General features: G+C 69.6%; 17 protein-coding genes and 1 pseudogene. 8 read left to right on the top strand and 10 right to left on the bottom strand.

The annotated features are described in order from the left end of the window. Nucleotides 1-101: 101 nt before the first annotated feature. Genes ACFYMC_RS23070 through ACFYMC_RS23060 form a run of 3 tightly spaced genes read right to left on the bottom strand, consistent with a single transcriptional unit; the run spans nucleotide 102 to nucleotide 4281 of the window. Nucleotides 102-1343, bottom strand: a complete 1242-nt coding sequence (locus tag ACFYMC_RS23070; protein ID WP_388528377.1) for a hypothetical protein — start codon at nucleotides 1341-1343, stop codon at nucleotides 102-104. Beyond that, the gene (locus ACFYMC_RS23065; protein ID WP_388528375.1) at nucleotides 1340-3079 is read right to left on the bottom strand and encodes a lipopolysaccharide biosynthesis protein; all 1740 of its coding nucleotides are present in this window, start codon (nucleotides 3077-3079) and stop codon (nucleotides 1340-1342) included. The genes ACFYMC_RS23070 and ACFYMC_RS23065 overlap by 4 nt, the downstream gene beginning before the upstream one ends. Next, a complete protein-coding gene (locus tag ACFYMC_RS23060) occupies nucleotides 3076-4281 on the bottom strand; it encodes a glycosyltransferase (RefSeq protein ID WP_388528423.1) in 1206 nt (401 codons plus the stop codon). The genes ACFYMC_RS23065 and ACFYMC_RS23060 overlap by 4 nt, the downstream gene beginning before the upstream one ends. Nucleotides 4282-4459: 178 nt before the next feature. On the opposite strand from ACFYMC_RS23060, the gene ACFYMC_RS23055 reads away from it, so the two are divergent. Beyond that, a complete protein-coding gene (locus ACFYMC_RS23055; RefSeq protein ID WP_388528374.1) occupies nucleotides 4460-4948 on the top strand; it encodes an adenylyltransferase/cytidyltransferase family protein in 489 nt (162 codons plus the stop codon). Between the two features lie 31 nt (nucleotides 4949-4979). On the opposite strand, the gene ACFYMC_RS23050 is transcribed toward ACFYMC_RS23055, so the two are convergent. The 4 genes from ACFYMC_RS23050 to glgX form a co-directional block, all read right to left on the bottom strand. After that, complete coding sequence (locus ACFYMC_RS23050) at nucleotides 4980-5720, bottom strand: CDP-alcohol phosphatidyltransferase family protein (protein ID WP_388528372.1); 741 nt, start codon at nucleotides 5718-5720, stop codon at nucleotides 4980-4982. Between the two features lie 163 nt (nucleotides 5721-5883). After that, entirely contained in the window at nucleotides 5884-7809 is a 1926-nt protein-coding gene (locus tag ACFYMC_RS23045; RefSeq protein WP_388528370.1) for an ABC transporter ATP-binding protein, read from the bottom strand. Further along, on the bottom strand, nucleotides 7806-9632 hold the full coding sequence (locus ACFYMC_RS23040) for an ABC transporter ATP-binding protein (RefSeq protein ID WP_388528368.1): 1827 nt from the start codon (nucleotides 9630-9632) through the stop codon (nucleotides 7806-7808). The genes ACFYMC_RS23045 and ACFYMC_RS23040 overlap by 4 nt, the downstream gene beginning before the upstream one ends. A 188-nt stretch (nucleotides 9633-9820) precedes the next feature. Further along, nucleotides 9821-12031 carry a glycogen debranching protein GlgX gene (gene glgX, locus ACFYMC_RS23035; protein WP_388528421.1) on the bottom strand — a complete coding sequence of 737 codons (2211 nt, stop codon included), beginning with the start codon at nucleotides 12029-12031 and terminating at the stop codon, nucleotides 9821-9823. Nucleotides 12032-12206: 175 nt separating this feature from the next. Here glgX and ACFYMC_RS23030 point away from each other — a divergent pair, with 175 nt between their 5' ends. The 7 genes from ACFYMC_RS23030 (at nucleotide 12207) to ACFYMC_RS23000 (ending at nucleotide 21766) form a co-directional block, all read left to right on the top strand. Continuing rightward, nucleotides 12207-13454: an Ig-like domain-containing protein gene (locus tag ACFYMC_RS23030; RefSeq protein WP_388528366.1), complete on the top strand. Its 1248-nt coding sequence runs from the start codon at nucleotides 12207-12209 to the stop codon at nucleotides 13452-13454. A 251-nt stretch (nucleotides 13455-13705) separates the two neighbouring features. Further along, nucleotides 13706-15874 carry a choice-of-anchor A family protein gene (locus tag ACFYMC_RS23025; protein ID WP_388528364.1) on the top strand — a complete coding sequence of 723 codons (2169 nt, stop codon included), beginning with the start codon at nucleotides 13706-13708 and terminating at the stop codon, nucleotides 15872-15874. A gap of 576 nt (nucleotides 15875-16450) precedes the next feature. Beyond that, nucleotides 16451-17701: an Ig-like domain-containing protein gene (locus ACFYMC_RS23020; RefSeq protein ID WP_388528362.1), complete on the top strand. Its 1251-nt coding sequence runs from the start codon at nucleotides 16451-16453 to the stop codon at nucleotides 17699-17701. A 282-nt stretch (nucleotides 17702-17983) separates the two neighbouring features. Then, the gene (locus ACFYMC_RS23015) at nucleotides 17984-18751 is read left to right on the top strand and encodes an enoyl-CoA hydratase/isomerase family protein (protein WP_388528360.1); all 768 of its coding nucleotides are present in this window, start codon (nucleotides 17984-17986) and stop codon (nucleotides 18749-18751) included. Between the two features lie 171 nt (nucleotides 18752-18922). Further along, nucleotides 18923-19468 (top strand): ATP-binding protein, encoded by a 546-nt coding sequence (locus ACFYMC_RS23010; RefSeq protein WP_388528358.1) that lies wholly within the window; start codon nucleotides 18923-18925, stop codon nucleotides 19466-19468. Between the two features lie 322 nt (nucleotides 19469-19790). Continuing rightward, nucleotides 19791-20582 carry a polysaccharide deacetylase family protein gene (locus tag ACFYMC_RS23005; RefSeq protein ID WP_388528356.1) on the top strand — a complete coding sequence of 264 codons (792 nt, stop codon included), beginning with the start codon at nucleotides 19791-19793 and terminating at the stop codon, nucleotides 20580-20582. Continuing rightward, nucleotides 20582-21766 carry a YncE family protein gene (locus ACFYMC_RS23000; RefSeq protein ID WP_388528354.1) on the top strand — a complete coding sequence of 395 codons (1185 nt, stop codon included), beginning with the start codon at nucleotides 20582-20584 and terminating at the stop codon, nucleotides 21764-21766. Before ACFYMC_RS23005 ends, ACFYMC_RS23000 begins: the two co-directional genes overlap by 1 nt. Nucleotides 21767-21830: 64 nt before the next feature. Here the strand turns inward: ACFYMC_RS23000 and ACFYMC_RS22995 are convergent, their stop codons facing one another. The 3 genes and pseudogenes from ACFYMC_RS22995 to ACFYMC_RS22985 all read right to left on the bottom strand — a co-directional run. Continuing rightward, on the bottom strand, nucleotides 21831-23048 hold the full coding sequence (locus ACFYMC_RS22995) for a cytochrome P450 (protein WP_388528352.1): 1218 nt from the start codon (nucleotides 23046-23048) through the stop codon (nucleotides 21831-21833). A 4-nt stretch (nucleotides 23049-23052) separates the two neighbouring features. Continuing rightward, a complete protein-coding gene (locus tag ACFYMC_RS22990; protein ID WP_388528350.1) occupies nucleotides 23053-23589 on the bottom strand; it encodes a tRNA-dependent cyclodipeptide synthase in 537 nt (178 codons plus the stop codon). A gap of 49 nt (nucleotides 23590-23638) precedes the next feature. After that, nucleotides 23639-23773, bottom strand: a pseudogene (locus ACFYMC_RS22985) (tRNA-dependent cyclodipeptide synthase); the annotation flags it as partial. Nucleotides 23774-23997 lie beyond the last annotated feature (224 nt).

Below are 23997 nucleotides of genomic sequence, written 5' to 3'. Positions count from 1 at the left end.
GACACCTTCGGGGCCCGGCCCGTCCGGCTCCCTGGCCGCACCTGAGCTGACCGCCCCGCGCCGGTAAGGACGCGGGGCGGTCAGCTCAGGTCGTACAGATGTCAGTGGGCCGCCGCGGCCACCGGTTCGGTCGCCCCCTCGGTTGCGGGAACCCGCAACCGGGCCACCCGGCTCCAGGCGGCGACCGCCTTGAGGGCGGAGCCGGCGGCCAGGCCCCAGGCGGCACCGGCGGCGCCACCCAGTGCGTAGCCCACCAGCAGGAGCAGCACCGAGACGAAGGAGAAGACCACCTGCACGCCCAGGGTCGCCTTCGGGCTGAGTACCCGCAGGGTGAGCAGGGCGCAGGTCCCCAGCCCCATGACGGCGTACTGCACTCCGGTCGCCGGTAGCAGCGCGGCGGCGCTGTCCCAGGTGGCGCCGAGCAGTTCGCGCCCCAGACGGTCGGGCAGGGCGTAGAGGGCGGCTGCCCATCCGCCGCCGAGCAGCGCCAGCAGGGCGCCGAGCGCGAGCGTGGCCCGAACGGTACGGCGTTTGGTGGGGAACCGTGCCAGCATCGGCGGCCCGAAGGCGTTGGCCGAGCTGAACAGCACGTTCAGGGGGCCGAACAGGGTGGAAGCACCGCGTAGGGCGCCCACCGCCAGCGGGGTGGCGAACAGGCCGAGTCCGAACACGGCCAGCTGACTGGAGCCGTTGCCCACCGCGAACTCGATCACGAAGCGCTGACCGAGGTGGCCGCGCCGTAGATAGGGGCGCAGGTCGGCGCGGGTGCCGGTGGTGAAGGGACGCAGCAGCCACAGACCCAGCAGCAGCGCGGGCAGCGCCGAGAGCCCCCAGGTGAGGACCAGCCGGCCCGGTCCGGCGCCCTGCGGTTGGGCGGTGAGGGCCCCGACCACGCACCCCAGCCGCAACAGGTCGGCGGCCAGCGCCCGGTGCGGTTGCCGCAGGGCGGAGAAGCAGTAGCGCAGGCCGTCCTGGGACAGCGTCAAGGGCAGTACCAGGCCGAGCGCCAGCACGGCCGACCCGGTGGCCGCCGGAATGACCAGCCCGGCCAGGACCAGCAGGGAGCCGGCGGCTGTCGACGCGACCGCGGTGAAGGCCACCGCCGACCGGCAGGCCTCGCCCACCGGCCGGTCCTCGCTTCGGGTCAGGACGACGGTCTGGCCCACGTAGGCCATGTTGAGTCCGAGGAGCACGCTGAAGGCGACGTAGACCATCGAGAAGGCGGCGAAGCCGGCCGCCGAGGACAGCCGGGCGGCGAGCACCAGGACCAGGATGTTGGTCAGGCTGGAGGCCGCCTGGTCGCCCACCGAGGCCAACAGGGCAAGGGAGCGCCTGGGCGTCACCGGCGACCCGTGCGGACCGTACGCAGCGCCACGGTGTCCGTTCCGTCCCCCGGGATGTGCTGACCCGGGTCGGGCACGGCTCGCTGTTGCTGGGGAGGTTGGGGCCGGGGGGTCTGGCGGGGCGGCTGCACACTGGTGGACAGCTGCGGGGCGGGAGCACGTCCGGCCTTCGCGCCGCGGCGTCCACGGCCCTCCTTGGCCTCGCCGCCGTGCACGACGGCGCCCAGCACGGTGCCGCCGGCTCCACTGATCAGTTCCCGGATGCGGACCAGGTCGGTGCGGTGTACCGCTCGCGGGTCGCAGACCACCAGTACGCCGTCGACGCGGTCGACGAGGGCGAGCGCGTCGGCGTAGCTGAGGACCGGCGGGGCGAGCACCACCACGGTGGAGTTCGGGGAGTCCGCTTCGGAGATCAACCGGGTGGCGCGCTGTGAGGTCAGAGCGCGGGCCACGTTGCGGGCGCGCTCGCCGGGGATCAGGTCGAAGGAGCCGGATTCGCCGGCGTCGACGGCGAGTTGCCGGCCATCGGGCCATTCGGTCTCGTCCCCCTGGCCGGACTGGCTCCACCGGGACTTTCCGGCGGTGTCGGTGGGGAGCTGGCTGGCCAGCACCGGGGTACGCAGGTCCGCCTCGATGAGGAGCACGTCCTTGCCGGTCTCCGCGAAGGAGGCGGCCATGTTCACCGCGACCGCGGCGGCCGTTTCGCTGCTGCCGCGCGGGGCGGCGACCAGCAGTCGGCGCCGGTCGGCGAAGCGCTGGTCGTAGGCGAGCCGGAAGGCGACCGAGCGGTACTCCTCGGCGAGGCGCGGATCGGCCTCGCCGGCCGCGAGGAGGGGGCCGCCGCCGGTCCGGTCCCGGGGGAGGGAGCCCAACACGGGGGCCCGCAGGGCCCGGGAGACATCGCCTTCGGAACGGCAGGCGGGATCGAAGACCAGGCGGACCCAGGCGGCGAGCAGGCCGAGGGCGAGGCCCACGGCGGCGCCCAGCGCGAGCGACATGGGCAGGCCCGGCCCGTCCGACTGGGTCGGCGGGGTGGCGACGCTGGTGATCCGTCCGGGGGTCAGGTCCAGGGCCTTCAGTCGGTCGATGTCCCCCTGGAGGGAGGAGATCCGGCTCAGCAGGTCGCTCTTGGTGCTCAGCGCGGCGTCGCGTGCGGAGCCGTCCGCCATGCCGTCGACCTGTTTGTCCAACTTGTCGTGCTGGAGGGCGATGGGGTCGCGCTGCGCCTCCTTCTGCTTGATCACCTTGTCGCGAGTGTCCTTGATGGACTCCTCGCGCCGCGAGAGGTAGGCCTCGCTCAGCGCGTTGGCGCGGGTGGCGGCCTCCTGTGCGTCATCGGCGGTGTAGGTGAACTTGAGGACCAGGCTCTGCGGGGGGTTGGTCACCTGCAGGCCGCGGCGCAGTTCGGCCAGTTGGGCCGAGGGCACCCCGAGCTCCTTGGCGGCGGTCTTGGCGACCGAGCTGGAGAGGGCGGTCAGGCGCTCCGAGCCGATGTTGACCGCCTTGTCCGGCGAGATGCTGGGGTTGAAGGGGTCGTCCGTGGGGGTGCGCAGCACCACCTCGGCGGTCGAGACGTAGGTGTCGGCCGAGCTGACGGCGAGCCAGACCCCGCCGAGCAGGCCGACGGCTATGCCCGCTGCGAGAAGCCGGCGGTAGCGCGTGAGTTGTCGGAACTGATCCCGGAGGAGATCCGGTTCGTCCTCGCCCGCCGCGGCGGTGCGCTGCGTCTCCGTCACGGCCTGGGACCCCCAAGTGCTTCGTCCATCAATGCGTCGATGCGGGCCAGGCCCGCGTCCCGGCTCAGGTGCGCCGCCACGTGGCGGGGCCCCGCGGCGCCCAGTTCCTCGGCCGCCGCGGGGTCTTCCGCCAGGGCCTGTATGGCCTTCAGCAGAGCCCCCGGGTCTTCCGGCGGTACCAGTACCCCAGCGCCCGAACGCTCCACCTCCTGTGCGGTGCCGCCCTCTGCCGCGACGGACGCGACGACGGGCCGGCCGGCCGCGAAGTAGGAGGTGAGTTTCGAAGGGACGCTCATGTCCAGGACGGCCGCGTGCTGCGTCACCGCGAGAACATCGGCCGCCGCGAGGATATCCGGGAACTCGTCGTCGGCGGCAGGGGGGATGATTTGAAGGTTTGGGACGTCTGCCGCGAGTTGGGACAAAGCGGCGCGCTGACTGCCGTCCCCCATGAGTACGAACCGGGTCCCCGGGTCGAGGCGGGCCGCCTCGACGAGGACTTCCAGTCCCTGCTTGAGGCCCATGTTTCCGGAGTGCAACACGACCGTTTCGCCCTCGGCCCAGCCCAGCTTTGCCCGCATTTGGGCGCGAGGTCGGGAAGGCAGCGCAACATGTGACCAGTTTGGTACAAGCCGGATCCGGGTGGGGTCCACGCCCATCGCGGCGACCTTGTCGACGAACGTCTCGTGGATGACGCCCACGAGCGAGGCCCGGCCCAGTGCGTAGCGCTCGGCCCGGGCCGCCAGCGCGGCGGCCTTGTCGCCTCCGCTGATGCCGCTCTGCGCCGCCGCGGCGCCCATCAGGTCCTGGACTACCGGCACGAAGGGCACGCGCCACCGGGAGGCGAGCCGTGCAGCCAGTACCCCACCGGCCAGGCTCGGCATCTGGGCCATGACCGCATCGGGTCGCGGCATGCGCGGTGGGGTCAGCGCACCGTGCAGCAGTATCGATCCTTCGAACGTTGCGCGCCGTAGTGCCGTCTGCTTCGGCGGGACGGTGTGGCGCCGCCGGTGCACGGTCACGCCGGCGCGCTCCTCGGTGCGCCGCAAGGCGCCCCGGTACTCGGGGTCCAGGGACCACGAGGGGTAGTGCGGCATCCCTGCGAACACATGGGCGTCATGGCCGAGTTGTGCCCAATGCTCGGCAATTTGTGTCGCATATGGACCGATTCCGGCATGCTCCGGAGCGTAGTTGGTCGAGACCAGTAGTAGTGTTCTGTGACCGGATATCGACACCGGAACGTTCCCTTTCCCCGCGAGCGAGACCTCGCACACCCTAATAGTTCACCCGCGAGGCACGGAATGTGCACGCTATCGTCTGATAATCCGCCGCACCGGGGGGTGCGGTTTGTGGGGGGTATTGATGACGGAGCGTGACTTTCGAATGTCTGACAAGCAGGCCGGGCGTGATGTCCCCGCGCGTAGAGCGCATCGCGTTGGATATGCGCCTGGAGCATATGATTTGTTCCATATCGGACATCTCAATATCCTCCGCCATGCCCGCAGCCAGTGCGACTACCTCGTCGCCGGGGTGGTCTCCGACGAGATGGCCGAGCTGGCCAAGGGGCGCCGCCCGATGATCCCCCTCGTCGAGCGGCTGGAGATCGTCCGCAACATCAAGTACGTGGACGCCGCCTTCGTCGAGACCGTTCCTGACAAGCTCGACACCTGGCAACAGGTCCGCTTCGACGTCCTGTTCAAGGGTGACGACTGGCGGGGCACCCCCAAGGGCGAGAAGCTGGAACGCGACTTCGCCACCGTCGGCGTGGAGATCGTGTACTTCCCGTACACCGTGCACACCTCCAGCACCCAACTGCGCCGGGCCCTCGATGCGCTGGCAGAACCACAGACCGCGGTGGCCGAACGCCGCTGAACGCATCGGGGCGAGGCGGGGACGTGCCCACTCACCGCACGACGGCGTTGAGCTCCCGGAACCACTTGGCGGTGAAGGCGAGCAGGAAGAGGCCCGCGACCACGCCCAGCGCCGCGTACGCCCAGCGGAACCAGTCCCCGCCCCCGAGCAGCAGGAAGACCAGGCAGAAGACCCCGTAGTCCACCGGCAGCAGCGCCACCGCGCGCAGCGTCGAGGGAGTCGGGGCCGCGCTGCCGGCAGCCGGCTTCGGCTTGAGCTTCTCCGTCAGTAGGCCGCCGAAGAAGGTCACGATCGCAGCGAACAGGAATCCGATGGGCACCAGCAGCCAACCCGCATCGGCCGCACCATCGGCGCCGGCTATGCCGTACTGCGCCGGGAAACGGTAGAAGGCGATCAGCACCGCACTGTGCAGGGCGGTGATCTTGGCGCAGTCCACGACGTGGTCCAGCCACTCGCCCGCCGGACTGCCGCCCCCGCGTAGCCTTGCCAACTGGCCGTCCGCCGAGTCGAAGGCGAATCCGACGGCCAGGGCCGCCCACACCGCCAGGCCCAGCACCCACGAGGGGCCGGTCAGCGCGATCGCGGCGATCGCGGCGAAACTGAAGCCGGCGCTGATCAGCGTCACCTGGTTCGGCGTGAGACCCGCGGCATACGAACCGGCGGCGAGATACCTGCCCACCGGACGGTTCACGAACCGCGAGTACAGCGACACGCCCTTCGCGGACTTCTGTGCCCCTCGCAGCTCCGTCAACGCGGTTCCCACGGTCCCCATGTGCAACCGACTCCCTGTTCTCAGCCTCGTCATCTGACCCCCCGGCAACGCCACCGGTGACACCAGAGGCGAGCGGCCGGGGATGCCGCACATCATGACAGGAACTACTGTGAGCGTTCAGATCGCGGCCCGCTCGCGGCAGGTCACCCTCGCGCGGGAGCCCTCAGGTCTTCGCCAGGCTCTCCCGCCAGGTGCGGTGCAGTTCCGCGAACCGGCCGCCGGGTGCCGCCATCAGGTCGGCCGGGGCACCGTCCTCCACGATGCGGCCGGATTCCATCACCAGCACGCGGTCCGCGATCTCCACGGTGGACAGGCGGTGCGCGATGACCACCGCGGTCCGCCCGGCCAGCACGGTGTGCATCGCCTGCTGTACCGCCTGCTCCCCGGGCACGTCCAGTGAGCTGGTCGCCTCGTCCAGGATCAGTACTGCCGGGTCGGCGAGCAGTGCCCGCGCGAAGGCGACCAGTTGGCGTTGACCGGCGGAGATCCGGCCACCCCGTTTGCGTACGTCGGTGTCGTAGCCCTCGGGGAGCGAGGAGATGAAGTCATGGGCGCCGATCGCCTTCGCCGCGCCCTCGATCTCCGCCCGCGACGCGTCGGGGCGGCCGATGGCGATGTTCTCGGCGACGGTACCGGAGAACAGGAATGCCTCCTGTGTGACCATCACCACCCCTCGTCGCAGCTCCGGCACCGGAAGTTCCCTCAGGTCCACGCCGTCCAGCAACACCCGGCCCTCGGTCGGGTCGTAGAACCGGGCGAGCAGCTTCGCCAGAGTGGACTTGCCCGCCCCGGTGGACCCGACCACCGCCACGGTCTGCCCGGCGGGCAGCCGCAGCGAGAAGGAGGGCAACACCTCACCACCGGTCCGGTAGGCGAAGCGGACCTCCTCGAAGACCACCTCGCGGCCGGGCTGCGACCCGGTGCGCTCCGGCAGCTCCCGCGCCACCGCGGGTTCCGGCACCGAGGGGACCTGGAAGAGCAGGCCGGCGATCTTCTCCAGGGAGGCGCTCGCCGACTGGTAGGAGTTGAGGAACATGCCCAGCCGGTCGATGGGGTCGTACAACCGCCGCAGGTACAGCACCGACGCGGCCAGGACGCCCAGTGCGAGCGTGCCGGTGGCCACCCGGTAGGCGCCCCAGAGCACGATCGCCGCGACCGCGGTGTTGGCCACCAGTCGCGACCCCACCACGTAGCGGGCCATCTCCAAGATGGAGTCCCCGTTGACCCGCTCGTGGTGGCGGTTCAGGGATGCGAACTCCTCGTCGTTGGCCCGTTCCCGTCGGAAGGCACGCACCGGCCGGATGCCGTTCATCGTCTCGGCGAACTTGACGATGACCGCCGCGATCGCGCTGGAGCGAACCGAGAAGATCCGTTCCGCCCGCCGCTGGTAGAGCCGGATCAGCCCGTACAGCGGGACGAAGGACAGGGCCGCCACCGCACCCATGCCGAGGTCCAGCCAGAGCAGCAGGGCGCAGATGTAGACGAAGGACAGGACCACCGCGAGGAGTTCCTGGAGTCCTTCACTGAGCAGTTCGCGCAGCGACTCCACGTCCGTGGTGGAGCGGGAGATCAGCCGCCCCGAGGTGTAGCGTTCGTGGAAGTCCAGGCTGAGCGCCTGCGCGTGGCGGAAGATCCGGCCACGCAGGTCCAACAGCACGTCCTGGTTGACCCGTGCCGAAGTGCGGATGAAGAGGTACTGGAAGACGCCGGCCGCCACCGAGCACGCCAGGTAGCCCAGCGCGACGGCGATCAGCGGGCCGTAGTCCTCCGCCCGCAGCGCGGGCACCCCCCGGTCGATGGCGTACGCCACGAGCAGCGGGCCCGCTTGTGTGGCTGCCTGTTGGGCGAGCAGGGTCAGGCAGGCTCCGAAGACGCGGGCCCGCCGCGGGGCGAGGAGCGAGCGCAACAGTCGGCCGGTGGCGCCTGGTGGGGCGGGCAGCCGGTCCTCGTCGAAGGCCTCGTCCTCCGCGCCCCTGGCCGCCGTGGCGGCGGCAGCGGGGGCAGCCGTGGTCGGTACATCGCCAGGGGTCTGCGTGCCGGCCGCCTGCTCGCCGCCTGCTTCCCCGGTCACCGTGTCCTTGGTGGTCAACGTCCGTCCTTCGCCGCTGTGACCACGGCCGCGCCCGGCGCGTCCGCGTCCTTGGAACCCGACATCAGCCAGGCGTACTCCGCGCTCTGCCCCATCAGCTCCTGATGGGTGCCCACTGCCGTGATCCGCCCGCCGGACAGCAGAGCCACCCGGTCGGCCAGCAGGACCGTCGAGGGCCGGTGGGCGACGATCAGGGCCGTGGTGTCCTTCAGGACCCGCCGCAAGGCGGCCTCCACGAGGGCTTCGGTGTGCACGTCCAGCGCGGACAGCGGATCGTCCAAGACCAGGAACCGTGGACGGCCCGCCACCGCCCGCGCCAGCGCCAGGCGTTGGCGCTGCCCCCCGGACAGGTTCAAACCCTGCTCGCCCACCTGGGTTTCGACGCCAGCGGGAAGTCGGTTCACGAAGTCGGCCTGCGCGACGCCCAGGGCGCGCTCCAGGTCGGCAGCCGATTCACCACCACCCATGCGGACGTTGTCGGCCACGCTCGCCGAGAAGAGGGTGGGCTCCTCGAAGGCCACCGCGACCAGCTCGCGCACCCGCTCGCGGGGCAGCGCCGCAATGTCCTGGCCGTCCAACAGGATTCGTCCGTCGGTCACTTCGTGCAGCCGCGGCACCAGCGCGGTGAGCGTGGTCTTGCCGCTGCCGGTCGCTCCGACCAGGGCCACCGTCTCGCCCGAGCGGACGTGCAGGTCGATGTGGTCCAGTACGGGCACGCCCGTGGTCGGCTCGTCCGGGTAGCGGAAGCGCACCGCCTCGAAGACCAGGCCGCCAGGTGCGCCCGGCGCCCTGGCGCCGGCCTGGATGGTCTGCTGTTCGGGGCTCGTGTCGAGCACCTCGAAGTAGCGCCGGGTCGCCGAGGCGGCCTCTTGGCTCATCGCGAGGAGGAAGCCGATCGACTCCACCGGCCAGCGCAGGGCCAGAGCCGTGGAGAGGAAGGCCACCAGGGTGCCGGCGGACAGGTCGCCGTCGGCGACCTGCACGGTACCGAGGACCAGGGCGGCCCCGATCGCCAGTTCCGGCAGCGCGGTGATCAGTGCCCAGATGCCGGCGAGCAGGCGGGCCTTGGCCAGTTCGGTGCCGCGCAGCCGGCCCGAGAGGTCACGGAAGGCCTGTGCCTGGCTGCGGTGGCGGCCGAAGCCCTTGATGATGCGAATGCCCAAGACGCTTTCCTCGACCACGGTGGTCAGGTCACCGACCTGGTCCTGGGCCTGGCGGGCGACGAGCGCGTAGCGGGACTCGAAGAGGGAACAGAGCATGACCAACGGCAGTGCCGGCGCGAGCAGCACCAACCCGAGGGTGAACTGCTGGTGCAGCAGTACGGCACAACCCACCAGGATCGTCACGCCGTTGACCAGCAGGAAGGTGAGGGGGAAGGCCAGGAACATCCGCAGCAGCATCAGGTCGGTGGTGCCGCGGGAGAGCAACTGGCCCGAAGCCCAACGGTCGTGGAAGGCCACCGGAACCCGCTGGAGGTGACGGAAGAGGTCGGCCCGCATCGCCGCTTCGACTCCCGCCAGCGGGCGGGCCACCAGCCACCTGCGCAGCCCGAAGAGCAGCGCCTCGGCGATGCCGAGCCCGAGCACCACCAAGCCCCCGAGCCAGACCCCGCCGGTGTCCCCTTCTGCCACCGGCCCGTCCACCAACCACTTCAGTACCAGCGGAATGACCAGGCTCAGGCAGGAGGCGACGATCGCCACCACCGCGGCGATCGACAAACGGGTGCGTACCGGTCGGACATAGGGCCACAGGCGCAGGAGGCTTCGAACTGCCTTGGGTTCCTGCTGCTCTGGTGGCGTCGGGGGGTTCTCGGTGAGGGCCATCAGGGGCGATCCTACGAATTGCCCCTGACAAGGCAAGTGAATTCCCGCCGTGCCGAGCAGGTTCGCTCCAGGCGCCCGCTCCCGTCCCGCCACCCGCGTGCCGGAGGTGAGCGGCGCTGTCCGTGCAATGGGCGGCACTGGGCGTACCCCGCGGCTCCGTGGGCGGGGCGGGAGCGCAGCGAGGGCCCTCAGCCGGTGACGCGCCAGAGCAGTACCGACCTGGCCGCCACCGTCACGGTTTCGCCGCCCCGGTGCCCCGTGCCCGGCTCCGTGGACTGGTCCTCCAAAGAGGTGTCCACCACGAGTTCGTACTCCCGAGCCCAGGGCGGGCCGGGGAGTCGCCACGGCAGTGGCTGGTGCCCGGAGTGCAGCAGTGCCAGGAAGCTGTCGTCGGTCACCGGAGCGCCCCGGCTGTCGCGGCCGGGGATGTCGCGGCCCGAGAGGTAGAGGCCCAGCGCCCCGGCCGGGGCGTACCAGTCCCGTTCCGTCATCTCCGCGCCCTGCGGTGTGAACCATGCCAGGTCCCGCAGTCCGTCCGCGGCCTGGGCGCGCCCGGAGAAGAAGGCCCGGCGCCGCAGCACCGGATGCGACTGACGTAGCGCGATCAGCCGTGAGGTCAGCTCGAACAGTGGGCGCCACTGGGGATCGTCGAGCATCGACCAGTCCAGCCAACTGGTCTCGTTGTCCTGGCAGTAGGCGTTGTTGTTGCCGTTTTGGGTGCGGCCCAGCTCGTCACCGGCGACGAGCATGGGAACCCCGGTGGACAGCAGCAGAGTGGTCAGGAGGTTGCGGAGCTGGCGCCGGCGCAGCGCCAACACCTGCGGGTCCTGAGACTCCCCCTCGGCGCCGCAGTTCCAGGACCGGTTGTCGCCGGTGCCGTCACGGTTGGACTCTCCGTTGGCCTCGTTGTGCTTGTGCTCGTAGGAGACGAGGTCGCGCAGGGTGAAGCCGTCGTGTGCCGTGATGAAGTTGACCGAGGCGTAGGGGCGGCGTCCGCCCCAGGCATAGAGGTCGCTTGATCCGGACAGGCGGTAGCCCAGGTCCCGGACGTCGGGCAGGGCGCCCCGCCAGAAGTCCCGGACCGCATCCCGGTAGCGATCGTTCCACTCGGTCCACAGCGGGGGGAAGGCCCCGACCTGGTAACCGCCGGAGCCCACGTCCCAGGGTTCGGCGATCAGCTTCACCCGCCGCAACACCGGGTCTTGCGAAATGACCGCCAGGAACGGGGAGAGCATGTCGACGTCGTGCATCGAACGGGCCAGGGCCGCCGCCAGGTCGAAGCGGAAGCCGTCCACTCCCATCTCCGTGACCCAGTACCGCAGGGAGTCGGTGATCAGCCGTAGGACGTTGGGCCGCGCCGCGTGCAACGTGTTGCCGCATCCGGTGTAGTCGGCGTACCGCCGGGCGTCGGACGGCAGCCGGTAGTAGCCGCGGTTGTCGATCCCGCGCAGGGACAGGGTCGGGCCGAGCTCGCCCGCTTCGGCGGTGTGGTTGTAGACCACGTCGAGGATCACCTCGATGCCGGCGGCGTGCAGGGCCCGCACCATTCGTTTGAACTCGCCGACCTGCTGCCCCGCGCTGCCCGAGGCCGAGTAGGCCGCGTGCGGCGCGAAGTAGCCGATGGAGTTGTAACCCCAGTAGTTGCGCAGCCCCCTGCTGAGCAGGTGGTCCTCATGGGCGAACTGGTGGACGGGCAGGAGTTCCACCGCCGTCACGCCGAGCTTCCTCAGGTGTTCGATCGCTGCCGGGTGTGCCAGGCCGGCGTAGGTGCCCCTCAGCTCCGGTGGTACGCCGGGGTGCAGTCGGGTGAACCCGCGCACGTGCAGTTCGTAGATCACCGAATCGGCCCAGGGCGTCTTGGGGCGGACATCGTCGGCCCAGTCGTCGTCATCGTGGACGACCACCCCCTTGGGGACGAAAGGGGCCGAGTCCCGGTCGTCGCGCACGGTGTCCGCCACGGACTGCTGGGGCCAGTCCCGAACGTGCCCGTACACCTCCGGCGGTAGCGAGAAGTCGCCGTCCACCGCCCGGGCGTACGGGTCGAGCAGGAGCTTGGCCGGGTTCCACCGGGCTCCCGTCCACGGGTCCCAGCGACCGTGCACCCTAAATCCGTACCGCTGACCGGGCCGCACCCCTGGTACGAAGCCGTGCCAGATCTCATGGGTCAGCTCGGTCAGTGGACAGCGGGTCTCGGCGCCCCGCTCGTCGAAGAGGCACAGCTCCACCGCTTCGGCTCCGCCGGCCCACAGCGCGAAGTTGGTGCCGGCCACACCGTCCGGCCCGACCCGGAACCGTGCGCCGAGCGGCATCGAGGCCCCCGGCCACACCGGCGCGGCCGGCGGGGTGGGAGCGGGACGCCGGCCCGTGCCCTGCTCGCTGGAGTGGGGTGCCGGAGCGATCAGCGCGCCCCTCACCTCCGCCAACGCCTCCTGTTCCGCTGCGCTCGACAATGTGGCCCCTTATCCGTCTGCGGCTCGATCGGCGGCCCGCCCCGGCCGGCCCTTCCCTGTGTTCTGCCCGCAAGTGCGCCCGCACTCACGTTTCCCCTGGAGGGGCGTGGTCGTTGGGACGGTCGTGAGAGACGTGAGAAGGCGGACAGGGGCGGGATTGGCCGCCGCGATGACGTGGGCGCTGCTGGCGGGGGCAGCGGGCTGTGGGACGGAGCTCCGCGAAGTCGTGGAGGTGGAGTTGCCGGGTAAGCCGCGGGCCGCGAGCGAGGCCATCCGGGTCATGCCACAGGACGGCGCCAGTGGTGTGGCCGCCCAGAGCCGGATCCAGGTCACCGTGCCGGAGGGGCGGCTGGAGCGCGTGAGGGTGATGAAGGTGGAGGACGCGCAGGAGGAGGAGGTGCGGGGCACGATCGCGCCCGACGGTCTGAGCTGGAGTCCGCAGCCGGCTGCCGCCAAGCTGGCGCTGGCCGCCAAGTACACCGTGGACGCGGTGGCGGTGGACGGCCATGACCGACGCCAGGCCCGGCACACGTCCTTCACCACCTTCGTGCCGGAGGAGCGCTTCATCGGCTACTTCAAGCCGGAGAGCCGTTCCACCGTGGGCACGGGCATGATCGTCACATTCAACTTCAACCGTCCCATCGAGAACCGGGCGGAGGTCGAGCGGGCCATCACTGTTCGGGCGGAACCGGAGACGGAGGTTTCCGGGCACTGGTTCGGCAAGGAGCGGCTCGATTTCCGGCCCCGCGAGTACTGGGCGCCGGGGACGCAGGTGACGGTCGACATGCGGTTGCGTGACGTCCTGGGCGCCCCGGGCTCGTACGGGATCCAGAACAAGACTGTCCGTTTCACGGTGGGTCGGCACCAGATCTCCACGGTGGACGCGGCCGAGCACACCATGGAGGTGCGCCGCGACGGGAAGCTGTTGTCCACCATCGCGGTGACTGCGGGCGCGCCGAAGAGCACCACCTACAACGGCAAGATGGTGGTCAGTGAGATGTTCGACGTGACCCGTATGAACGGGGCCACCGTCGGCTTCAAGGATGCTGACGGAAAGGGCGAGTACGACATCCCCGACGTACCGCACGCGATCCGGTTGACCAGCTCGGGCACCTTCCTGCACGGCAACTACTGGGCGCCGCCGAGCACCTTCGGTTCCACCAACGTCAGCCACGGTTGCATCGGGCTGAGGGACGACAAGGGCGGTGGTTCGGACACCCCGGCGGGCTGGTTCTTCGACCGGACGCTCATCGGGGACGTCGTCGAGGTCGTCAACTCCCAGGACAAGACGGTGGCCCCGGGCAATGGGCTCGGTGGTTGGAACATGTCCTGGAGCGACTGGAAGGCGGGTTCGGCGCTGGCCGGGCGCTAGACCACCCCGCTCTGATCTTGCCTGGCCCACTTGGTCGACCCACGTGCCGGAGCGGGTGGCACGGGTGGAGGTGCCCGTGCCACCGCGCGTCGATCCGCAGAGCGATCCCGGCACGCATTCGAGTGATTGTCGGACCGGAATGGCGTTGGCTGGGAGTGTCATGACATCTTCGCCCGGCTCCCGCCCGAACCTGACTCCCGACAGGGCCCAACGTCCAGCCGATGGGCCACGACAGGAGCGGATGGAGTGTCATGACTGGGTGGAAGGAGCGTCGGGGCAACCGGCGCCGAGCCTGGGCCGTCGGCCTGGCAGCCGGGGTCGTCCTCGCTGCCGCGGCCCCCGTGACCGCGTTCAGCGGAGCTGGGGCGGCAGGAGAGACCGCGACCGGGGCGGCCACCGCGGTGCGCGCACCCCTGCCCGGCGGTCTCGGGCCTTGCCTGCCGGGCAACTGCCCCGACCCGTTCCCGCCCATCAACAGTGACCCCATCACGGCCACCGATGAGGCGATCAACATCTTCGCGGGCGGCGACTTCCTGGTGCGCGGCGCGGCGGCAGAGGCCGAGGGTCGGGTCGTCGTCCTCGGCTCCTTCGACCAGGACAAGCGGGACGACGCCGGCCAGGCGTACAACCTGGGCGAGGTCGGCGCCGGCTCCCGGGTCCCACCGCCGGTCGGTACGGACTGGCTGATCACCGGTGCGGACGTCTCGGTGGCCCAGGGCGAACGCCTGCTCGCCGAAAGGGGCGTGGTCCACCACGCGGGGAGCGCCACCGGCGACGTCCGCTCCACCCTGCGAGCGGACGCCGACGCCGCGGCCCCCTACCGCGTACTGCGCCAGCAGCTCAGCGACGCCAGCCAGTGCTACGCACGGGTCGGCGGGCAGCCCCGTACCCCCACTGGCACGGCAGTCAACAGCGGGAGTGAGACGCTGTTCACGGGCGACGGCCGGTCCCCACTGCAGGTGTTCAACGTGGACGCCGACATCGCGGGGGCCAACCGCGCCCAGCAGGGCATCAGGTTCGCAGGGATTCCCGAGGGCGCCACGATCTTGGTGAACGTGTTCGGCACCGACCGCGCCATCAGCACCTACAGCGGTGGCATCGCGGACACCGACCCGCTGAACCGCTACCGCGAACACCTCCTGTGGAACTTCCCCGACGCTACCTCGGTGGCCTTCCAGGGCACCGGACAGTTCCAGGGCAGCGTGCTGGTGGGCCAACAGTCCTCCCGGTCCACGGTGACCCTGCCCGGTATCAACGGGCGCTTCTTCACCACCGGCACCCTCACCCACACCAGCTTGGCCACCGGGGGCGGCGGGCAGGAGATGCACGCCTACCCCTTCAACGGTGACCTGCCTGACTGCGGAGGCACGGTCCCGGTCACCGGAGCCGTCTCCGTCACCAAGACGGATGGGGAGGGGGTGGAGTTGTCGGGTGCGCGGTTTGAGTTGTGGCGTGAGTCGAATGGTGTGGATGGTTTGCAGGCCGAGGGGTCTGATGCTGATGTGAAGGTGGGGCAGGACTGTGTGACGGGCGCGGATGGTGTGTGCTCGCGGATGGTGGAGTTGGGGACGTACTACTGGCGGGAGACGGCTGCTCCGCAGGGGTATGACCTGCCGGTGAATCCGGTGTTCGGTCCGTTGGTGTTGTCGGATCAGAATGCGGATGGGGGTGTGGTGGTTGAGGCGGTCAATGCGATGACGCCGGTGGAGACCACGGGTGAGGTGCGGGTTCGTAAGACGGATGGGGAGGGGGTGGAGTTGTCGGGTGCGCGGTTTGAGTTGTGGCGTGAGTCGAATGGTGTGGATGGTTTGCAGGCCGAGGGGTCTGATGCTGATGTGAAGGTGGGGCAGGACTGTGTGACGGGCGCGGATGGTGTGTGCTCGCGGATGGTGGAGTTGGGGACGTACTACTGGCGGGAGACGGCTGCTCCGCAGGGGTATGACCTGCCCGCTGACACCGTGCGCGAGGTGCGGCTCACCGAGGAGAACGCCGTTCGGGGAGCCACCATCACGATGAGGAACACGCGTACGCCCCGTCCGCCCGTGACCGGTGCCATCGAGTTGCTCAAGAAGGACGACAAGACCGGCCGCCCGCTGCCCAGAGCGGTGTTCGAGCTGTGGGCGGAGAGCAACAACGTGCCCGGCTTGCAGACCGGCGGTTCCACTCCGGACCGCCGTGCCGGCGCCGCGTGTGCCACTGATGCGAGGGGTGGCTGCACGTGGGCCGAACTGCCCCTCGGTTCGTACTACCTGGTGGAGACGGACACCCCTGAGGGCTACCTCCCGCCGGCTGACCGGGTGACCGGCCCGCTCACCGTCTCGGGCGACGACGGCGCGTTGCTGGTGGAGCTGAGCAACAAGCGTGGCGAGTCCGGCAAGGGAGACAAGGACAAGCCCCGCAAGCCCCGCGAGAGGTTCTAGCGCCGTTCAGGAGCGCGGCGCCCTGGTGCTCGTGCGTACTGGCCGCCGTCCTGGACCCATTGGTTCGGGGCGGTGGCCGGCTGTGCGGGTGCGGCCGGACGGTCCGGGCCCCGCGGCCCTGGCCGCGCCCGGCGCGTGGTTCCCGCCCCGGACTCTTTGTTCCGCGTCGGGGGAGAGTGTCAAGGGCGCCCCGCGCCCCACGTCTCGTGCTTCGACAAAGGGCAGGCCCTGCGGGCACGTTCCGGCGACCTCCTCGGCGGTGGCGGCATGGCGGGTTGCGTGATCCTTCGAGTCTCGGGCACCGCGAGGCGGTGGGGTCGGTGACGAGGCCCCCGACTTGGGCGTCAAGCCGGGCATGAAGGACTGGGCGGGCTCCTTCCTGAGCCTGCCCAGTTCCTCTCCCTGCCCGGAGTCCGCAGCTCATCCCCCGTTCACCAGCCAGTTGGAACGGAACGGTGACAAATCCGTGCCGTATCCGCGCGTATCGGCATGGTTACCTTTCGCCGTGCGCGCGTTCGGTCGCGCAGCGGGGGCGGACCGGGCGGGTCCGGGCCGTGCGAGGGGAGAAGAGGCATCGTGGACGGGCTGCGTAATTCGGGGGCGGGGGCGGCGATATCGGTCCGCCGTCCGCAGGGTGCCACCGGCCTGCTCGCGCTGTTGGTGGGAGCGCTGCTCCTGCTCGTGACGGCGTGCAACTCGACTGTGCCGGCCGGTGGTGTCAGCGACAAGAATCCGGCGCCGGGCAAGCCGGTCGGCACTGAGGCGTCGAAGGCGATGGTGACGATCGTGCCGGCTGACGGCGCGAAGGAGGTCGCCACCAGCGGCGCGCTGAAGATCACGGCGGTCGGTGGCAAGCTGACCACGGTCGCAGTGGTGGACACCAAGGGCAACACGGTGGAGGGCGTGTTCAACGCGGACCGCTCGCGTTGGGAGCCGCAGCGCCATCTGGGCGCTGCCAACGAGTACAAGGTGCACGTGGTGGCTCAGGACACCGAGGGCCGTGAGGCGGCGAAGGACGTCACCTTTACCACCCTGACTCCGAAGAACACGTTCATCGGCCGCTACACCCCCGAGGATGGCTCGACCGTCGGCGTGGGCATGCCGGTGTCCATCAACTTCAACCGTGGTATCACCGATCCCGCTGCCGTGGAGCGGGCCATCTCCGTGACGGCCGAGCCGGCCGTGCCGATCGAGGGCCACTGGTTCGGCAACGACCGCCTGGACTTCCGTCCGGAGAAGTACTGGACCCCCGGCACTAAGGTGACGCTGAAGCTCGGCCTGGACGGTGTCGAGGGACGACCGGGTGTGTACGGCAAGCAGACCCGGACGGTGCGCTTCACCATCGGGCGTTCGCAGGTCTCCACCGTGGACGCGTCCAGCCACCGGATGGCGGTGGTCCGTGACGGCAGGGTGCTCAAGGACCTGCCGATCACCGCGGGTGCCCCTTCCACCACCACGTACAACGGGCAGATGGTCATCAGCGAGAAGTACCGGGTGACCCGGATGAACGGTGCCACCGTCGGCTACGGCGGCGAGTACGACATCAAGGACGTTCCGCACGCGATGCGGCTTTCGAACTCGGGCACCTTCGTGCACGGCAACTACTGGGCCTCTGCCGGCACGTTCGGTTCTGCGAACGTCAGTCACGGTTGTGTGGGCCTGCGCGACGTACGCGGAGCCGGGGACCCGCAGTCTCCGGCGGCCTGGTTCTACGAGAACTCGCTGATCGGTGACGTGGTGATCGTGAAGAACTCCCATGACAAGCAGATCACCCCCGAGAACGGTCTCAACGGTTGGAACATGCCCTGGGCGCAGTGGATCGCCTGAGGGCCCTCCCGTAGTTCCCGGCGAGCGCGCAGGGCGACGGCCTCGGTACCTCGCCGCACTGTCGGACCACCTGGATGTGCCCGGTACGGAGGTGCCCCGCCGCCTCGCGGGGCACCGCATCCGATGCCTCACGCCGATCCACCGCGGACTACGGGAGCGCCCGTGGACGCAGCTCGACCGGATGGACGGAGCCCGGTGCTGTGACGCACGGCACCGGGCCCTCGTGCAGGTGGCGTCATGGCAGGGGCTCACCTCCGGGACCGGCGCCACTAGCCTTCCCCCATGACCATCTCTCTGGAAGTCTCCGAAGGCGTAGGCACCATCCGTCTGGACCGCCCGCCCATGAACGCGCTGGACATCGAAACCCAGGACGCGCTCCGCGAGCTGGCACACGAGGCCACCGACCGCACCGATGTCCGGACGGTCGTGTTGTACGGCGGCGAGAAGGTTTTCGCCGCTGGCGCGGACATCAAGGAGATGCAGGTCATGGACCACGCGGCGATGGTCGCCCGGTCCCGTGGCCTGCAGGACGCCTTCACCGCGGTCGCCCGCATCCCCAAGCCCGTGGTGGCCGCCATCACCGGCTATGCCCTGGGGGGTGGCTGTGAACTCGCGCTCTGCGCCGACTACCGGATCGCCGCCGAGAACGCCAAGCTCGGGCAGCCGGAGATCTTGCTGGGGCTGATTCCCGGCGCCGGTGGTACCCAGCGGTTGTCCCGATTGATCGGCCCCTCCCGGGCAAAGGACCTCATCTTCACCGGACGCATGGTCAAGGCCGAGGAGGCGCTCTCGCTGGGTTTGGTGGACCGACTCGTGCCGGCGGAGAAGGTGTACGAGGAAGCGCACGCCTGGGCGGCCCGGTTGGCCCAGGGACCGTCGATCGCGTTGCGCGCGGCCAAGGAGTGCGTTGACGCGGGCCTGGAAGCGGACATTGACACGGGGCTGGCCATCGAGCGCAACTGGTTCGCGGGTCTGTTCGCCACCGAGGACCGGGAGCGGGGCATGCGCAGTTTCGTGGAGGAAGGTCCTGGTAAGGCCAAGTTCGTTTGAGGGATGGGTGGTTGAAGCCGGAATTTCCGGTCCTCCGGATTTCCGTGCCACCCGTGCGGGTGCATTAGCCGGGCCTTAAGGAGGCCTTAAGGCCCGGCTACCGGCGGGTATGTGGGATCGCATTGCCGCAGAACGCCACCACGGGCCACCCCAGTTCGCCATGATGGGGCCATGGCGGGCCTTGAGGGTGTGGAGCAACCACGGCAGCGCGTCGGCGCCGCCGCATTACGGACGTCGGCGCTGGAGGACGAGCGTGCCCTTGCCGCTTTTGAGTCCTTCGGGAATCCCGCGGAGGCGGAGGTGTGTCTGCCCTCCCGTCCCGAGTCGGCGGGCGCGGCCCGCCGACTCACCCAGTGTGTGGTGGTGCGTCAGTGGGGGCTCTCCACGCAGATCGCCGAGCATGCCGTGTTGCTGGTCTCGGAGCTGGTGGGCAACGCGGTGCGGCACACCGGTGCCAGGGTGTTCGGGTTGCGGATGTTACGCCGCCGGGGCTGGATCCGGATCGAGGTGCGTGATCCCTCGCGCGGACTACCGTGTCTGTTACCCGTGCGTGAGCTGGACGTCAGCGGGCGCGGTCTGTTCCTGGTCGACAAGCTTTCGGACCGGTGGGGAGCCGACCTGCTTCCCCGGGGCAAGACCACTTGGTTCGAGATGCGGGTGTCGGACTACACGGAAGCCCCCTTGCGCCGGGATGGGGCGCCGCGGGGGCTTCAGTAGTGCGCCGAGGACCGTTGGTGGGGTGTGGTCCCCGGCGGGAGGGCTTCGCTCGGGTCAACGGGAAGCCGTATGCCACGACTATGTCAGACACGACGCTTGCCGCCAAAAGTCCCAACTTGGACATAAGGGTTCAAATGCTAAAAGTTCTCCACTGAATCCTAGGTGATCTCGGCCACGTGCCTCACTTTCAGTGAATAGGTATGGCCTCCGCCGGTTGATTCGTTGATCGACCGTGTGGATGGGCTAGGCCAACGGGATGTCATGCACCCCGTAAAATGTGTCAATCGTTATATATAGGGCGCACTGCCCCTTAAATGGGCCCGTGCCCAGACATCCCGACCGCCGCGGACTGCTGCGAACGGTCGCCGCCGCGACCGTCGCGGGCCACCTGACCGCCTGTGGTGCCCGAACCACTCCGCCTGACCCCGACCGACCACGGGTGGGGCCAGCCCCGGCTGCGGCCCGCAGCGTGCCACGGCCCGTACCCGCCCCCGCTCCCCGCACCTTCCCCGGCCAGCCCGTCCAGATCGAACACGGCCGGACCGACTCGTCCGAGGTCGCACTCACCTTCCACGGCAACGGAGACCCCGCCACCGCGCGGTCCGTGCTCGCGGAAGCGGAGCGGGCCGGCGCCCGGGTGAGCGTGCTGGCCGTCGGCAGCTGGCTGGACGAGTACCCGGAACTGGCCCGCAGGATCTTGGACGGCGGCCACGAACTGGGCAACCACACCCAGCGTCATCTCGATGTCTGCACCATGCCCGAAGCTGAGGCGTACGAGGAGATCGACGCCTGCGCCAAGCGACTGCGCCGCCTCACCGGTTCCATCGGCAGCTGGTTCCGTCCCTCGCGGGCCCGCCGGGCCACCCCCCTCGTCGAACGGCTGGCCGCACGGGTCGGCTACCCCCATGTCCTGGCCTACGACGTGGACTCCCGGGACTTCACCTCACCCGGCGCCCCGGCCGTCGTCCGCAACGTGATGGGCGAGATCCGACCCGGTTCCGTGGTGAGCCTGCACTTCGGCTACGCGGACACCGTCGACGCGCTGCCCGCACTCCTCGAAGAACTCGCCCGCCGCCGACTCCGCGCGGTCACCACCACGGAGCTGCTGACCTGATGAACGCCTACCGAAACACCACCACGGCCCTGGCCGGCCTCACCCTGGCCGCGATGCTCGCCGCCTGCGGCACCCCCGCGGAGAAGGGGAAGCCGGAGGCCCTGGGATCCGCCGGCGCCGCGCCGCCCCGCAAGGCGGTCCCGGCAGTCCCGCCGGGACTGGCGGGGATGCCGCCACTGCTCGACCCCAACGACGTCTACGCCGCGGACCGACCGGGCAAACTCTCCCCGGTGGTCAAGGACTTCCCACCCCGGGTCTACGTTCCCAACACCAACTCCAACACGGTCACGGTGATCGACCCGGCCACGTACCAGATCGTCGACACCATCCCGGTGGGCGTCCAACCCCAGCACGTGGTTCCTTCCTGGGACCTGAAGACGCTGTGGGTCAACAACAACCGCGGGCACACCCTGACCCCCATCGACCCCGCCACCGGGCAGGCAGGCCCGCCCGTCGAGGTCCACGACCCCTACAACCTGTACTTCACCCCCAACGGCAAGTACGCCGTCGTGATGGCTTCCATGGACCGTGAGCTGGTCTTCCGCGACCCGCGGACCATGGAACGGGTCAAGACGGTGCCGGTCACCTGCTATGGCGTCAACCACGCCGACTTCAGCGCCGACGGCCGCTACTTCGTGGTCTCCTGCGAGTTCTCGGGCGAGCTGTTGAAGGTCGACACCGAGAAGATGGAGGTCGTGGGCCAGCAGAAGCTCCCCTTCGAGGGGGCCATGCCCCAGGACGTGAAGATCTCCCCGGACGGCAAGACCTTCTACATCGCCGACATGATGGCGCACGGCATGTGGGTCCTGGACGGGGAGAAGTTCACCGAGCCCAGGCTGTTGCCCACCGGCAAGGGTTGCCACGGCCTGTACATCAGCCGGGACTCCAAGGAGATGTACATCTCCAACCGTGGTGAGGGCACGATCTCGGTCTTCGACTTCCCCAGTGGCAAACTGACCAAGAAGTGGACGCTACCCGACGGCGGCAGCCCCGATATGGGTGGGGTTTCCGCTGACGGCCGGGTGCTGTGGCTCTCCGGCCGTTACGACTCGGAGGTGTACGCCATCGACACCACCAGCGGCAAACAGCTCGCTCGGATCCCGGTCGGTGGGGGCCCGCACGGCCTGGCGGTCTACCCCCAGCCCGGGCGCTACTCGCTGGGACACACCGGTATCTTCCGCTGAACCGCATCGGTCGCCGCGCGGGCCCGAGGAGCTCCGCCTCCGGGCCCACGCGGGCAGGTACCTGCTACCAGGCGACGGGCAGCCGCTCCGGAAGCCGCTTGATGAAACCGGTCCGCCACACCAACTGCTCCACGGGAACGGCGAGCCGCAACCGGGGAAGCCGCTCCACCAGGGCGGACAGGGCGATCTCGGCCTGAGCCCGACCCAGCGCCGAGGCGGGGCAGAAGTGGCGCCCAGCTCCGAAGGAGAGATGCGGATTCCGCGCCCGCTCGAAGTCCAGCCGCTCGGGCTGCTCGAACACCGTGGGGTCGAAGTTGGCGGCCTCGACCAGAACCAGCACCAACTCGCCCCTGCGCACCAGTACGTCACCGAGCCGTACGTCCTGAAGGGCCAGCCGGGGCAGCCCGTCGCCGATGGACAGGTTCCAGCGCAGCAGCTCGTCCACGGCCGCGCCGGTCCGCTCGGGACGGGCCCGCAGGTAGTCGACGAGCCCGGGGTGCTGGAGCAGGGCGAGTACGGCGAGCACCAGGAAGGACGAGGTGGAGACCGCACCCGCGCCGAACAGTGACACCGCGACGGTGGCCAGCATCTCCTCGCTCAGGTGCGCCGACTCCGGCTCCGCACGCAGCTCGGCGAGCCGCCCGAGGAGCCCACTGCGCCGCGCCGCGGGCGCATTGAGGAGTTCGGTCATGTAGCCGACGTCTTTGTACCAGTTGAGAGCGGAGTCCTCGAAGGGCGCGGCCGGCGTCATGAAGGCGATGTCGAGCGAGGACATCAGCCGCCGCCAGTCGGCGAAGGGCACACCGAGCACCCGGCAGTGCAAGGCGGCCGAGAACGGGTCGGCGAACCCCGCTCGGAAGTCGACCGGAGCCCCCTCGCTGAGGAACTCGTCGAGCAGTTCGTGGGCCCGCTCACGCAACCACGCTTGGAGTCCTGGCTGACGGGGGTTGAGCGCCTGCACAACCGCGGTACGTAGACCGGCACTGGTGATGTTGCCCATGTTGTTGACGACCTCGGGCGGGATCGTCAGGGCGTACTGGCGGGGCGCCCCTTCGTTCGCGGTGTCCTTGAGGCTGAACCTCTCGTCCTCCAGCACCTGTTTGGCCAACGCGTGGCTGCTGACCAGCCAGCCGGTATCGCCGGTGAGGGTGCGCACCTTGGCCACCGGTACCCGTTCGCGCAGCCAGGAGCCCTGTGCGGGGAGTGCGTCGCCGCGGCGGGAGAGCGGGAAGTCGAGGACCGGCTCGTCCTGGCCGCCCGGCCGGGGCGCGTGGGTGGCCACGGTCTCAGGCTGCCCGGTTCTCAACGTGCTCGCTCCCTTCCGGTCGCACCACCGCGTAGGCCTGGTTGCGGTTGGCGCGCAGGCCGCCTCCGCGCCCGTAGAGGACCTCGGTGATTGGCATGTGCGTGTGATAAGCGGAGACGGAGGAGGGGACGCCCAGAATTCCGGGTGTGTCGAGAAAGAACGGTAGCTCCGCGGCGATGTAGTCGTAGCACACCTGGAGTTGTTCGTCCGATACGCATGCGCCTTCCGGTAGTTTCGGACCCAGGAAATACAGTGCCATTTCTTCGGCGCCCTTGCGGAATTCGTCGCCCGTGGCGAAAAAGTGCTCAACGCGTCTACGGTGGATTTGGTACACCTCGTTCTCCGTGAACGCGGAGAGGGGACGCACGCGTATTTCACCCAGTGGCGAACCGGCTTCCTCGACTCCTTTGAGGACCCTTCTGCGTACTGCTTTGACCTCCTTGTTCGCCCGTCTTTCCGCATGGCCCGGGTCGTACCCGAAGGCGGCGAAAAACGCGGTCAACGTGGAGGTCCGCATCGACGAAGTCGACCTGCGCGAAGTGGTCCTTCGTCCAGCGGGCGAGGCGCGCTATCCGTTCGGCGGTGAAGTAGCTGTTTCCAGGACTGACGCCGATGAGGACGTGGTCGCCGTCTTCCCAGATGAGTCGGCAGATTCGTGTGAAGGGCAGAACTTCGAACTGTGCGTCAGATGTGATGGTCACCTGTTTGAACGCCCTTGGGGCAGCATGTCCCTGGGAGCCCTGTGCTCCTGGTGTGGCGGCGGTGACGGATAAACTGTCGCCGATGCCTCAGCGCGACAAGTGCTCTCTGGGAATGCGGCCGGAATAACTAAGAGGATGTCTCACGTGGTGTGACGCCGGTGCGGCATGATGTCTCTTCGTGGGTGCCGATTTGTCGCAGCGGCTGGTTCCTGATGATCTGTGGG

The sequence above is a fragment of the Streptomyces sp. NPDC006879 genome (assembly GCF_042869595.1).
In the GTDB taxonomy this organism is placed as follows: Bacteria; Actinomycetota; Actinomycetes; order Streptomycetales; family Streptomycetaceae; genus Streptomyces.
The sequence above is the reverse complement of the archived record's forward strand: the minus strand, read 5'-3'. Positions and strand labels throughout refer to the sequence as shown.

Excerpts from the sequence above, each read along its gene's own strand:
- ACFYMC_RS23025 (WP_388528364.1), top strand. The coding sequence starts at position 13,706 with ATGACTGGGTGGAAGGAGCGTCGGGGCAACCGGCGCCGAGCCTGGGCC.
- ACFYMC_RS23050 (WP_388528372.1), bottom strand. The coding sequence starts at position 5,720 with ATGGGGACCGTGGGAACCGCGTTGACGGAGCTGCGAGGGGCACAGAAG.
- ACFYMC_RS23010 (WP_388528358.1), top strand. The coding sequence starts at position 18,923 with ATGGCGGGCCTTGAGGGTGTGGAGCAACCACGGCAGCGCGTCGGCGCC.
- ACFYMC_RS23040 (WP_388528368.1), bottom strand. The coding sequence starts at position 9,632 with ATGGCCCTCACCGAGAACCCCCCGACGCCACCAGAGCAGCAGGAACCC.
- ACFYMC_RS23055 (WP_388528374.1), top strand. The coding sequence starts at position 4,460 with ATGTCTGACAAGCAGGCCGGGCGTGATGTCCCCGCGCGTAGAGCGCAT.
- ACFYMC_RS23015 (WP_388528360.1), top strand. The coding sequence starts at position 17,984 with ATGACCATCTCTCTGGAAGTCTCCGAAGGCGTAGGCACCATCCGTCTG.
- ACFYMC_RS22990 (WP_388528350.1), bottom strand. The coding sequence starts at position 23,589 with ATGCGGACCTCCACGTTGACCGCGTTTTTCGCCGCCTTCGGGTACGAC.
- ACFYMC_RS23000 (WP_388528354.1), top strand. The coding sequence starts at position 20,582 with ATGAACGCCTACCGAAACACCACCACGGCCCTGGCCGGCCTCACCCTG.